The organism is Cocleimonas flava (genome assembly GCF_004339015.1).
GTDB lineage: Bacteria > Pseudomonadota > Gammaproteobacteria > Thiotrichales > Thiotrichaceae > Cocleimonas > Cocleimonas flava.
In genome coordinates this window covers 541,511-555,058 of record NZ_SMFQ01000004.1, presented here as the reverse complement: position 1 = coordinate 555,058, position 13,548 = coordinate 541,511, and the positions used below count along the sequence as shown (strand labels likewise).

The following is a 13,548-nucleotide window of genomic DNA, read 5'->3' as shown; positions in this document are numbered from 1 at the left end:
AATGGATAGTGGTTCAACAAAGCTAACTCAAAGTCGAAATCAAAACTTTGTGCCAAGAACTGCGACAGAAATGACACGTAAAACACTTGTGTTAATTCTTGCAGGTGGAGAAGGTTCGCGTTTGAAGGATTTAACCAAATGGCGCGCCAAACCTGCAGTGCCAATTTGTGGTAAATATCGCATTATCGATTTTGCACTTTCAAATTGTGTGAATTCGGGTTTACGAAAAATCACCGTGTTAACGCAATATAAATCACACTCCTTGTTAAGGCATTTACAACGTGGCTGGAGTTTTTTACGTGCAGAAATAGGTGAGTTTGTCGAGTTGTTGCCTGCACAGCAACGTACGGCAGAGAAAGCCTGGTATAAAGGTACTGCGGATGCTCTATTTCAAAATATCGATATTATGCGCAGTCACCGAGCTGAGTATGTGATTGTGTTAGGTGGGGATCATATCTACACCATGGATTACACCAAAATGTTACTTCAGCACGTTCAATCAGGCGCTGATTTTACCGTGGGTTGTATCGAAGTGCCCAGAGCAGAGGCGTCGTGTTTCGGCGTCATGGCGGTTCAGGATGATATGCAAATTTCCAATTTTACTGAAAAACCAGAGAACCCCGAACCGATGCCGGGCAAACCAGATTCTGCATTGGCTTCTATGGGGATTTATATTTTCTCTACCCGTTTTCTTTACGAAACGTTGAAAGAAGATGCCAGCAATCCTGCGTCTACTCATGATTTTGGTAAAGATATTATTCCTGCAAAAATCAAAGACTCAATTGCCATGGCCTATGCCTTTGCTGACGAGGAAACCGGTGAGCCTTCTTACTGGAGAGATGTTGGAACGCTGCAATCTTATTGGCAAACCAATATGGAGTTATGCGATATAGAGCCAGAGTTGAACTTGTATGATCAGGAATGGCCAATATGGACTTATCAAACACAAAGCCCACCCGCAAAATTTATTTTTGACGATGAAGGCCGTCGTGGCGAGGCAATAGATTCATTGGTTTCTGGTGGCTGTATTATTTCAGGCGCGCGCGTCAAACGATCTGTGATTTCATCAGGAACAACCATTGAAAGTTATTCGCATGTGAAAGACAGTGTGATTTTACCCAAGGTTCGCATCGGCAAGAATTGCCGCATTAGCAAAGCTATTATCGACAAAGCCTGTGTGATACCTGATGGCACTGTAATTGGTGAAGACCTTGAGGCTGATCGTAAAAAATACCATGTTTCTGATGAAGGTATCGTACTGGTAACTCCAGGGATGCTTGGTCAGGATTTGTTTTCATTTGAAGGTGATTGATTTATGAAGTCTAAGCTTAAAGTAGTACTGTGCTGGCATATGCATCAGCCTTACTATCGTGAAGGGCCTAATGGTACTTTCCATCTGCCGTGGGTTTATCTGCATGGCATAAAAGATTATACCGATATGGCGAAGCATCTTGAAAACCACCCAGATATGGCTGCTGTTGTTAATTTCTCTCCGGTATTGCTGGAACAGCTTGATCAATACGTTGAAGAGCTTAAAAATTATCAGTCGAGTACTTCACATAAAACAAACCCATTATCAGATCCTCTGCTTTCGGTACTGGCGGGAACAGCAGATATCCCATCAAATTTAGCGCAAAAAAAGCGTTTATTTGAAGATTGTCAGCGCTGTTATGCACCAAGAATGATTGAGCCTTATCCTGCTTTTGATCAACTGATGAAAAGTATGGAAAGTGTGTTTGATAAAATTTCCAGAGAGAATGAGTCAGCTTTTGATTCGCAAACTAACTCGCCCATTGACTCATTTGTTGAAGGTCTGGAAGATCAGAAATTTCATGATCTAGTGGTTTGGTATCATCTGGCCTGGTTAGGTCATTCTTTGAAAGGCTCAAAACAGGTCACTGCACTATTTGAAAAAGGTCATGACTATTCTCTGGATGATCGAAAACAGCTGCTGTCAATTATCTATGAAGCCTTAAGCGGCATCATCCCTCGTTATCGTGCCTTAGCAGATAGTGGGCAAATAGAGTTATCGTTAACTCCGTATGCGCATCCTATTGTGCCCCTGTTGAATAAATTTGAGAACATGAAATGCTCATCCCCAGAAGCTCCGATGCCTAATTGCGATGATTATCCGAATGGTGTAAGTCGTTCAGAATGGCATATGGAAAAAGGCATTCAATCGTTTCAGCATCACTTTGGTAAAAAGCCTGATGGTGTGTGGCTATCAGAAGGCGGAGTGAGTGAAGACGCCATTGAGATGTTAGATAAATTTGGTATCAGTTGGACCGCTTCTGGTGAGCAGGTTTGGCGAAATACATGTCATCTGAATCAGATGGATTCTGAAGAAGTACATAATAAAAAGGCATTATTTAAGCCTTATCAATATAAAGATCATGGCACTCAGATGTATTTTAGAGATGATGGGTTGTCTGATTTTATTGGTTTTGAATACAGTCACTGGAACGCTGATGATGCAGCGCATAATTTTGTAGAAAACCTGCAGAATATTGCGAAATTTGTCGGCGATGATGTGGAGCAACAAGTCGTCTCGGTGATCCTCGATGGAGAGAATGCCTGGGAATATTATCATGACAATGGTTATTATTTTCTGGATGCCTTGTATCAACAAATGAGTCAATGCGAAGACATAGAAGTAACAACGTTCGCCAAATCAGCAAAATCTGTGACAGCAACCAAAGTAGATAGCATTTGCGCCGGCAGTTGGGTGTATGGCAGTTTTACTACATGGATAGGGCAGGAAGATAAAAATCGTGCCTGGGAATACCTGGTTGCTGCCAAAAAAGATTGTGACGAGGTTGTCTCTGCTAGCGCTTTATCAAAAGATGAATTGCTGGAGTTAGATGACCAACTCGCGATTTGTGAAGGCTCTGACTGGTTCTGGTGGTTTGGTGATTATAACTCGTCTGAGAGTGTGAATGACTTTGATGAGTTGTATCGTATCCAGTTGAAAAAGCTCTATACATTGATTGATAAAGTGCCTCCTGAACATCTTAATCACCCTATATCCATAGGTGGAGGAAATGCCGAAAACTCAGGTACCATGAGGCGTAATGTTTAAATGGAAACATATTCCGAATTAACCGATAAGGAAGCGCGATTAGGAGGGGTGTTACTGCATCCAACCTCTTTACCTTCCGGCGTCTTGGATAACGATGCTTTTCGATGGTTAGATTTTCTGTCGAATGCAGGTATCAGTGTATGGCAAATATTGCCATTAGGTGTACCTCAGGAAAACTTGTCTCCTTATCAATGCTACTCGGCATTTGCGATAAATCCTGCATTGCTGGCAGCTAACGATTACGAAAATATTAATGTCGGCGATCAAGAATTCATACGCTGGTTATTTGCTCAGGATTACTGGATACATGACTACGCCTTATTCATGTCGTTAAAGCAAACACTGGAATTTAAACCCTGGTATGAATGGCCAGATGAATTTCGCCATCGTGAAGAACACGCCTTAGATCAGTATAGAACAGAGAATCATGATCAAATAGATGCCATTTGTTGGCAGCAATTTTGTCTTTATCGACGTTGGAATGAAATCAAACACTATGCTGATGAGCGTAATATTATGATCTTTGGCGATATGCCAATTTTTATTGCTCACGACAGTGCGGACACATGGAGTAATCCAGAATTATTTTTATTAGATGACCAAAGTCAGCCCACTGTAGTTGCAGGAGTGCCTCCCGATTATTTCTCCAAAACTGGGCAACGCTGGGGTAACCCGCACTATAATTGGGCGCAAATGCGACAAGATGATTTCAAGTGGTGGATGCAACGCCTAAAAAATCACTTCAGTCTTTTTGACTTGGTACGTATTGATCATTTCCGTGGCTTAGAAGCTGTATGGGTAATCCCAACAGAGTGTGAAACGGCAGTCGATGGCGAATGGCAAAAAGTACCAGGTGAGGAATTGCTTGAGCATTTAAAGCAAGAAATGGGCTCATTAGCGATTGTTGCTGAAGACTTGGGAATCATTACGCCTGAAGTGAATGCCTTGCGTGAGAAATATAAACTTCCGGGAATGTCGGTGTTGCAATTCTCATTCGACAGCTTTTCGGATAATCCGCATAAACCTGAAAACATTACTTATGATCGTATCGTTTACACGGGTACACATGATAATGACACGACTCTCGGCTGGTTTACGAGCCAGGATACAGAGATGCAAAATCACATTTTGCATACTTTAGAACTTTCTGACCCAAACAAAATATCGGAGAAGCTCATTGAGGTTGCATTCAATAGCAGGGGGCAATTAGCGATTGCTCCAATTCAAGATTTGCTGAATTTGGGCTCAGAAGCTCGCATGAATGTTCCAGGAATCTCAGAAAATAATTGGACCTGGAAATTCGACTGGGAACAAATAACCAAAAGCATCGCCAATAAAACTAGAGAGCAGCTAGAAAATGCTGGTCGCTTATATAAAATGGATTCTCACTAATGGCACAAGCTAAGAATAATATGACGGGTAAGAAATCGTGAAAAAAGCTAGTCCAAGCACAGTAAGCTCTGCCAAAAAAGCCGCTAGCAAAAACGTTTCTAGCAATAAAATTGAGGTCGAAACGTTGACGCCAGAATTGTCCAAACTACAGCAGGGTAAACATCATGACCCGTTTTCTGTTTTGGGTGTTCATGCCCTAGACAAAAAAGAAGGAGCCATTGTCCGCAGTTTTCTCCCTCAGGCAGAAGTTGCAGAATTGAAAGGCATAGGAAAGATGTCGCGAATTCCTGACAGTGACTTCTTTGAGTATCAGTTATCGGCTAAGGAAGCCAAATCACTGGATAAACATTACACACTCAAATGGCAACAAAAAGGCAGTGAAGAATGGCATGAGTCAATCTCTGCCTACAGTTTTGAACCGCAAATAGGTGAGATGGATATTTACCTATTTGCTGAAGGAAAACATCATCATGCCTATCAATTTATGGGTGCGCATATTCAGACAATTGATGGGGTAAGCGGTTGTCAATTCGCCTTGTGGTGCCCCAATGTTAAAAGGATTAGCGTTGTTGGTGATTTCAATGGCTGGGATGGCCGCAGACATCCAATGCGGAGCCGAGGATCATCAGGTCTATGGGAATTATTTATTCCGGGCTTGGTCGAAAATGACGTGTATAAATATGAAATCTGTACGCAACACGATGAGATCTTAAAGAAAACGGATCCCTATGCTCAGTCTATGGCATTACGTCCTGATACAACATCGCATATATCGTCGGCAAAAGCATTTAACTGGGAAGATCAAGACTGGATAGAACAGCGTGAAGTTTTCGATTGGCAACATAAACCAATCAGTATCTATGAGTTGCACGCGGGCTCATGGCGTCGTGATGAAGACGGTTATTTCCTCAATTGGCGAGACATTGCTAGCCAACTCATTCCCTATATCAAGAAATTAGCCTATACGCATATCGAATTACTGCCGATAGCAGAACACCCGTTAGACCAATCCTGGGGATATCAGGTTACAGGTTTCTTTGCACCTACGGCACGATTCGGTACGCCGGAAGATTTTCGCTACTTTGTTAACGAATGCCACAAAGCAAATATTGGTGTGATTCTTGACTGGGTTCCTGCCCATTTTCCAAAAGATGCGTTTGCGCTGGCGAAGTTCAATGGCGATGCGCTTTACGAGCATGCCGACCCTAGAAAAGGTGAGCATCAGGATTGGGGGACTTTAATCTTCAATTACGGGCGCAATGAAGTACGCAATTTTCTGATAACCAACGCAGTCTACTGGATTGAAGAATTCCATTTAGATGGACTTCGTGTAGATGCGGTTGCTTCTATGCTTTATCTGGATTATTCAAGAGAAGCTGGCGAGTGGTTGCCGAATGAGTTTGGCGGTAGAGAAAATCTGGAAGCCATCGAATTTCTCAAGCAAATGAATACCACGGTTCATGGATTGCACCCCGGTGTACTGACCATGGCAGAAGAATCAACGGCATGGCCGATGGTTTCTAGGCCTGTAGAACTCGGTGGTTTAGGCTTTTCCATTAAATGGAATATGGGTTGGATGAATGACAACCTGAGCTATATGGAAACCGATCCGGTACACCGTAAATACCATCATAACCAACTGACTTTCAGTCAAATCTATAGCTATTCTGAAAACTTTATTTTGCCGTTATCGCATGATGAAGTGGTGCATGGCAAACGTAGTCTGGTCAGTAAAATGCCAGGAGATGACTGGCAGAAGTTAGCCAATTTACGTTTATTGTACGCGTGGCAATACATTCATCCGGGCAAAAAATTATTATTCATGGGGGGTGAGTTCGCGCAATGGATTGAATGGAATGACAATGCGGAACTCGATTGGGCGTTAACATCTGTAGAACAACATCACGGCATTAGTCAGTTAATCACAGACCTGAATAAGCTCTATCAGAGTGAGGCTGCGCTGCATTACTGGGATTTCTCTCACGATGGTTTTGAGTGGATAGATTGTAACGATTCAGATCAGTCAGCACTGAGTTTGATACGTAAATCTAACGACCCGCAAGAGTCGATAATTTGCTTATTGAATTTTACACCAGTACCCCGAACTAACTACCGAATTGGCGTTCCAGCGGCAGATACATACCACGAGTTGTTAAATACAGATTCTGCATTTTATACGGGCTCAAATTGTGGAAATGACAATCCCATTGTTGTTGAACCGACACCATGGACGGGCTATCAACAATCAATCAGTGTTACGTTGCCACCTTTAAGTGCTCTGTTTTTAAAAGGTGATTTTTCTCATTAGGATGAAATAAACATTTAACAACTACTGGCATGAGAATTGCTTATATACGACTAAAGAGAACCCTTAAAAAAAACGGCTGTAAGTAGGGGGGTGACTTTCTACTTTAAATAGCCTGGAGAAAACAGTAAAAAAAGCAAAACAATGTCTGAATGTTAATGATATGACGAATATTTATAAAGAGAATGTGTTAATGGTGATTTTAAGGTGAAGGTTTTATTCGCGACGAGTGAAGTGTGGCCATTAATAAAAACAGGTGGCTTAGGTGATGTCTCTTACAGCCTGCCGCATGCGCTACAAGAAAAGAATCTCGATGTTCGTCTGGTACTTCCTGCCTATCGGGATGTGTTAAACAAACTAGACTCTTTCAAGACGCTAGGTTGGTTAAGCATTAACCTCGGCGGAAGCAATAGAGACGTTCGCATATTAGAAGCAACACATGAGCAGTTTAAAATGCCCATTTGGCTGGTTGATGCTCAACACTTATTCGATCGGGAAGGTAATCCATACAGTCATTCAAATGGCTATGATTGGCCCGACAATGCAGAACGCTTCACATTGTTTTCTCAAGCCGTAGCAGCCCTAAGTTTAGATAAACTGGATCAAGGCTGGAAAGCCGACGTAGTGCATTGTAACGATTGGCAAACCGGTTTAGTTGCCGCATTTTTAGATCACGAACCGGAACGTCCGCGTCGTGTTTTTACTATACACAATCTGGCTTATAGCGGTAGCTTTTCCAAGGATGAATATGACCGTCTTCGATTACCCAGCGCCTGGTGGTCGATGGAAGGCGTCGAATTTTACGGTAATTTATCGATGCTAAAGGCAGGTATTGTTTATTCCGATGCTGTTACAACCGTTAGCCCAACTTATGCAAAAGAAATCTGTACCGCAGAATTTGGTTATGGACTCGAAGGCGTACTTTCGTCGAGAAGTTATAAATTAACCGGAATTCTCAATGGCATCGACACAAACGTCTGGAATCCCTCGACGGATACCTTAATACCTTTTAATTTCACCGCGCAGCGACGAAACCCTGGCAAACAAAAAAACAAAAAAGCGTTGCTCGAATCGTATGGCGTAACGGCTGAAAAAGAACAGCTAGACGCACCATTGTTAGGGCTAGTAAGCCGACTGGTCGAGCAAAAAGGCATTGATATGGTGCTGGAAGCCATTCCTACAATTCTTGATGAAACCACGGCGCGTATAGTCATTATCGGAACAGGGCATGCCTACATCGAAGCTCAGTTGAAACAGCTAAACCAAAAATACCCCGATCGGGTCTTAGTCACTATCGGTTACGATGAAGAGAAAGCGCATCTGCTAGAAGCTGGTTGTGACATCTTTCTAATGCCTTCCAGATTCGAGCCGTGTGGCCTCAATCAAATGTACAGCTTAAGTTATGGCACTTTACCCATCGTCAATCGTACTGGAGGTCTTGCGGATACTGTCGTCGATGCCGACGAAGCGAATGATGAAGAGTCTTCATTTAAACCGAATGGTTTTGTGTTAGAAGCGCCGAATACAGCAGCATTAATTAAGACTATTCAGCGTGCGCTTTCATTGTATGAAAACAAGAAAAGCTGGCAACAACTGCAACGAAATGCCATGACGCAAGACTTTAGCTGGGAAAAAAGCGCCGATGCTTATATAGAAATTTACAACAATTAAACCGTTTAAAACGCCAAGATAGCGACACCACTATTTACTAATGAGAAAAACATGATCGAAAAAGCACAGTTAGAAACCTGTTTACCCACTAACATTAAATCTTTACCAAATACGTCTAAGGCGATTAGTGAAAGCTTTGAAAAATATCTAACGTATCACCTTGGTCGTACTCAAGGTTGCCACTCATTTTATTTTTATGAAGCACTGTCGTTTACCTTACGAGACAGGGTTGTCGCCAATTGGTACAAAACCTGGGAAGCCTATCGCCAGCCAAATGTCAGGCGCGCTTATTATCTGTCATTGGAATTTCTCATGGGCAGAGCCCTGGGCAACCATCTACTCAATCTGGATGCGACCGAAAGCTCCAGAGAAGCGATGGAAAAATTCTGTTTGCAGCTAGAAGACGTTGAATCAATCGAACCCGATGCAGGCCTAGGTAACGGTGGCTTAGGTCGTCTGGCAGCGTGTTTTATGGATAGCTGTGCAACCTTGCAATTACCCGTATTAGGTTATGGTATTCGTTACGAATACGGCATGTTTAAACAAGCCATTGTCGATGGTCGCCAAGAAGAGAGACCTGATCACTGGTTAAGAGACGGAAATCCCTGGGAGCTGGAACGCCCAGAATATACGCAAACTGTAAAGTTTGGGGGGCATACCGAGTTTTATCGTGACGAGCATAATAATCTGCATGCTCGCTGGGTTGAAACCAATGATGTGCTCGCGATTCCTTTTGATGTACCGATTTCCGGATATAAAAACAAAACCGTTAATACCTTGCGCTTATGGAAGTCTTCTGCGACGGATGAATTCGATCTTGAAGAATTTAATGCGGGTAGTTACACCGATGCGGTGGCTGCAAAAAACAATGCCGAAAACATCACGATGGTTTTATACCCGAATGATTCCAGTGAAAACGGTAAAGAGTTGCGCTTAAAACAGCAATACTTCCTGGCTTCAGCCAGTCTTCAAGATGTTTTCCGTCAATGGGAGACAATTCACGGCAATAATTATGAAAATTTTGTCGCACAAAATGTGTTCCAGATGAATGACACACACCCAACCATTTCAGTGGCGGAAATGATGCGCATACTGATGGATAAGAAGTGCTTAAACTGGGATGACGCATGGAGCATCACCACTAAAACCATGGCGTATACCAATCATACGTTATTGCCAGAAGCGCTTGAAAAGTGGCCAGTTCATTTGTTTGAAAGTCTGTTGCCGCGATTATTGGAAATTATTTATGAAATCAATGCGCGCTTCATGCGCGTTGTGCAACAGAAATGGCCGGGTAATACCGAACGCCATGCAAGAATGTCGATCATAGAAGAAGGTCCCTACAAACAGGTTCGTATGGCTAACCTTGCTATTGTCGGAAGTTTCTCGGTAAATGGTGTTGCAGCACTGCATTCACAGTTATTGTGCGAAGGTTTGTTCCATGATTTTTACGAATTATGGCCAGATAAATTTACCAATAAAACCAATGGTGTAACGCCTAGACGCTGGATAGCACACGCTAATCCTGAAATGACGGAATTAATTTCTAGCCACATTGGTGAAGACTGGATTACCGATCTCTCGCACATTAGCGAGATTAAAAAGCTTTCAGCAGCCAAACAGAAAACGTTTGCCAAAGCATTTAAACAGGTAAAGCAATCCAATAAGCAACGCCTGGCAGATTTAGTCGAACAGCTCTGCGGCGTAAAATTTAATACCGATTCATTGTTTGATATTCAGGTGAAACGTATCCATGAATACAAGCGACAACTATTGAATTTACTGCATGTGATTCATCTGTATATTCAAATAAAGCAGGGCAATACCGAAAACTGGTCAAATCGCTGTGTACTCATTGGTGGCAAAGCTGCACCGGGATATATCCTGGCTAAGGATATTATCAAGCTTACCAATAACATTGCTGAAGTGATCAACTCTGACCCTGATGTGGGTGATAAGTTAAAGCTGGTTTTCTTCCCGAATTATGGTGTCACCGCCATGGAAGTCATCGCGCCAGCTGCTGATTTGTCGGAGCAAATATCTACCGCCGGTAAAGAAGCTTCTGGAACTGGCAATATGAAATTCATGATGAATGGCGCCTTGACCATAGGTACTTATGATGGTGCTAATATCGAAATAATTAATGAAGTGGGCGAGGAAAACTTCTTCTTGTTTGGTCTAAAAGCCAATGAAGTACAAGACTTGCAAGGCAATTATGATCCTATGCACTATATCAATCAGGATCAGGATTTGAAGGCAGTGATGGAATTACTTCAGTCTGCGCATTTCAATGCCAATGAGCCAGGGATTTTCGACAGTATTATCCAGAGTTTATATAATCGTAATGACCCATGGGTGACGTTCGCTGATTTTAGAAGCTATGTAGATGCGCAAAATGAAGTCGCTAAAACGTGGCAGGATCAGGAAAAATGGGGACGCATGAGTGTTATGAATACCGCTTGCAGTGGATTCTTCTCAACCGATAGAACCATGCAGGATTACAATAGAGATATCTGGAAATTAGACGCTCTTGAAATCAAGTAGCTAATATTGTCATTCGTTAGTGTTTATTTTTTAATCTAATTAAATGGAGTTAATTGTGAGTATCAAAAAACAATTTCTGAAGTCACGACCAGTGTGTAAAGTGACATTTCGTGTTGGAAAAGATGCAGCTAATTCTGCTGAAAAGATGTATATCGTTGGTGAGTTTAACCAATGGGATAACAAAGCAACACCGATGAAGCGCCTTAAAAGTGGTGATTTCACACAAACTGTAGAACTGGACCTAGCTAAGCCTGAGTATCAATTTCGTTATCTAAACGATCAAGGTGTTTGGGAAAATGATTGGGAAGCTGATAAATATATTCCTAATGGCATTGATGGTGAAAATTCTGTTGTACAGCTTTGTTAAAGCAGTAAGTAAACGCTAAGCAAATTTTTAGAATTAATGTGATGGAAATGTCGGCAGAGTTTTACCGAATAAAACCCTATCGACACTTCCCAATAAAAAAAGCCCCAAAGTAGGGGGGTGTCATTTATTGTTAGTTGTTTTAGTTGTAAAGAGTAAAGAGTAAAGCTATGGATCTTGAAATATGAATGCAAAAGCAAAGTCTAAGCTCCCCGCAAATAAGCGAGTGATTGCCGATATCGGTGGCACCAATGCACGTTTTGCATTGCTAACCAGTAATAAGTTTATTCAAAATGAAAAGGTGCTGGCAGTCGGTGATTATCCTGATTTTGCATCAGCTTATAAGGACTATTTGCAGCAGGTTAACAACCCTCAAGTACTCGAAGCGGCGATAGCCATCGCTAATCCTATTGATGGTGATCGCATTAAAATGACAAACCACGATTGGGACTTTTCGATTGAACAAACACGGCAACACTTGTCCCTCGATTCTTTAGTCTTCAAGAATGATTTTGAAGCACTGGCCCTGTCGATTCCACATTTAGCGCGTGAAGATTGCCATCAAATAGGCAGCGGCGAAATCAAACAGGATGCGCCAATTGGTATTCTAGGTCCTGGTACGGGCCTTGGTGTTGCGGGGTTAATATTTTCGGGTGAAGAATGGCTACCATTAGCGGGAGAAGGTGGCCACGTAAGCTTGAGTCCAACCACTCAACGTGAGAGTCAGATACTAGAAACGTGTTGGAAGGAATTTCAACATGTATCCGCAGAACGGCTGATTTCCGGTAGCGGCTTACAACGCCTCTATCTGGCTATCTGTGAGCTTGATCAAGTAGATCCGAAACCGGATTTAACCCCGAAAGATATCTCCCAATATGCGCTTGATCAAACGGATAAACAGTGCGAGGAAACGTTGAAAGTCTTCTGTGGCTTACTCGGTGTAGTGGCAGGAAATCTTGCCTTAACATTGGGAGCGAAAGGGGGCATTTATATCGGTGGAGGGATAATTCCGAAGCTTGGCAGCTATTTTGACAATTCTCTCTTTAGAGAGCGTTTTGAATCCAAAGGCCGTTTTAAGGATTACTTAAAAGAGATTCCTGTATTTGTCATCAAGTCTGAACATCCTGCCTTGGTGGGTATCAGTCAGGTTTTTGATTGATGTGCTTTCTTCTACTTCAAAATCCAATCCAAACTCAAACTCAAACCCCTAAACGATTCACACGTTAGCTAATTAACCCCCCCCCCCCCCCCCCCCTAAAAAGGCCTCAAAGGTGGGGGGGGGCCATTTTTACTGTGCGCTGAAATATGTCATTCACACCTATTTCAACGATGCTTTAGACCTTGGTAAATTCAATAATAACGCCACCACAATCAAAATTACCGGCAGAATAAATACAGTCAAGGTATCACCGAGCTCTATCTGTTTGGCATTTGCCGCGAGCTCAGCCGGCATATTGGCAAAACTTTTTTCTATCGCATTTTGTTTGTACATGAACTTGACCCAGGCCAAAGCAATTACGATAAGGCCAAAAATATTAAATAGCTTGCGACCACTGTCTAATTTTTTTATCAGTTTAATCCCGATATAAAGCGCTCCTAAGGCAGTAAGCAGGGAAGTGATAGAGAGCGCAATAGTGTATTTATCTTTGGATGATAGCGGGCCAGTATCTCCAGAAGCGGCTTGTAAAACCACAATAGTTATTAAACTGAAAACGGTTGCGACAAGAAAAAACACACCAACGAATGCGATAAGAAAACCCAGTGTTCGCGGAATTTCACTGTGTTTTTTTAATGTGGACTTTGACTCTGAATCTCTGGAATTACTCATAAATTTTTTTTCGCAACCAGCAATTAATTACACACATCTTATCGGCTTTTTCAAAATATAGCCTCTCTTTTTAGTTGTAATAAAATCAAACATATAAGTAATAAGAAATAAGAATTATTCTAAGAAAAACGACTTATATTTCACTAAATGAGATTATTTGTCCCAATAATTAGTTTGACAGAGGTTTGTATGAGCTGTTAATGTCCGTATCACTTGTCGGGGTGTTCACCCCTTTATGATTATTTTTCAGTCTTTACGGAAAATATGATGGAGGGATGAGCTGAGATTTTTACCCGTTGCACCTGATACGGTTCATACCGTCGTAGGAAACAAGAAGATAGTATTTTCAACTACCAAATTGGCAG

At 42.1% G+C, this 13,548-nt stretch carries 9 protein-coding genes and 1 riboswitch; of the genes, 8 read left to right on the top strand and 1 reads right to left on the bottom strand.

Going from position 1 to position 13,548, the window contains the following annotated elements:
• Nucleotide 1 precedes the first annotated feature (1 nt).
• From glgC to EV695_RS14235, 8 genes are all read left to right on the top strand, one after another.
• Nucleotides 2-1,312: a glucose-1-phosphate adenylyltransferase gene (gene glgC, locus EV695_RS14270; RefSeq protein WP_131906651.1), complete on the top strand. Its 1,311-nt coding sequence runs from the start codon at nt 2-4 to the stop codon at nt 1,310-1,312.
• A gap of 3 nt (nt 1,313-1,315) precedes the next feature.
• Complete coding sequence (locus EV695_RS14265) at nt 1,316-3,079, top strand: glycoside hydrolase family 57 protein (protein WP_131906650.1); 1,764 nt, start codon at nt 1,316-1,318, stop codon at nt 3,077-3,079.
• Nucleotides 3,080-4,471, top strand: coding sequence for a 4-alpha-glucanotransferase (gene malQ / locus EV695_RS14260; protein WP_131906649.1), 1,392 nt, complete (start codon nt 3,080-3,082; stop codon nt 4,469-4,471).
• 124 nt (nt 4,472-4,595) lie between these two features.
• Nucleotides 4,596-6,779 carry a 1,4-alpha-glucan branching protein GlgB gene (gene glgB / locus EV695_RS14255; protein ID WP_131907075.1) on the top strand — a complete coding sequence of 728 codons (2,184 nt, stop codon included), beginning with the start codon at nt 4,596-4,598 and terminating at the stop codon, nt 6,777-6,779.
• Nucleotides 6,780-6,983: 204 nt separating this feature from the next.
• Nucleotides 6,984-8,447, top strand: coding sequence for a glycogen synthase GlgA (glgA, locus tag EV695_RS14250; protein WP_131906648.1), 1,464 nt, complete (start codon nt 6,984-6,986; stop codon nt 8,445-8,447).
• Between the two features lie 51 nt (nt 8,448-8,498).
• Nucleotides 8,499-10,991: a glycogen/starch/alpha-glucan phosphorylase gene (locus tag EV695_RS14245; protein ID WP_131906647.1), complete on the top strand. Its 2,493-nt coding sequence runs from the start codon at nt 8,499-8,501 to the stop codon at nt 10,989-10,991.
• Between the two features lie 55 nt (nt 10,992-11,046).
• A complete protein-coding gene (locus EV695_RS14240; protein ID WP_131906646.1) occupies nt 11,047-11,358 on the top strand; it encodes an isoamylase early set domain-containing protein in 312 nt (103 codons plus the stop codon).
• Nucleotides 11,359-11,539: 181 nt separating this feature from the next.
• Nucleotides 11,540-12,514, top strand: a complete 975-nt coding sequence (locus EV695_RS14235; protein WP_131906645.1) for a glucokinase — start codon at nt 11,540-11,542, stop codon at nt 12,512-12,514.
• Between the two features lie 159 nt (nt 12,515-12,673).
• On the opposite strand, the gene EV695_RS14230 is transcribed toward EV695_RS14235, so the two are convergent.
• Nucleotides 12,674-13,183: a hypothetical protein gene (locus tag EV695_RS14230; protein ID WP_131906644.1), complete on the bottom strand. Its 510-nt coding sequence runs from the start codon at nt 13,181-13,183 to the stop codon at nt 12,674-12,676.
• A gap of 207 nt (nt 13,184-13,390) precedes the next feature.
• Nucleotides 13,391-13,529, top strand: a riboswitch (TPP riboswitch).
• Nucleotides 13,530-13,548 lie beyond the last annotated feature (19 nt).

Coding starts and splice junctions, on each gene's coding strand:
- glgC (WP_131906651.1), top strand. CDS start 2: ATGGATAGTGGTTCAACAAAGCTAACTCAAAGTCGAAATCAAAACTTT.
- EV695_RS14265 (WP_131906650.1), top strand. CDS start 1,316: ATGAAGTCTAAGCTTAAAGTAGTACTGTGCTGGCATATGCATCAGCCT.
- malQ (WP_131906649.1), top strand. CDS start 3,080: ATGGAAACATATTCCGAATTAACCGATAAGGAAGCGCGATTAGGAGGG.
- EV695_RS14245 (WP_131906647.1), top strand. CDS start 8,499: ATGATCGAAAAAGCACAGTTAGAAACCTGTTTACCCACTAACATTAAA.
- EV695_RS14235 (WP_131906645.1), top strand. CDS start 11,540: ATGAATGCAAAAGCAAAGTCTAAGCTCCCCGCAAATAAGCGAGTGATT.
- EV695_RS14230 (WP_131906644.1), bottom strand. CDS start 13,183: ATGAGTAATTCCAGAGATTCAGAGTCAAAGTCCACATTAAAAAAACAC.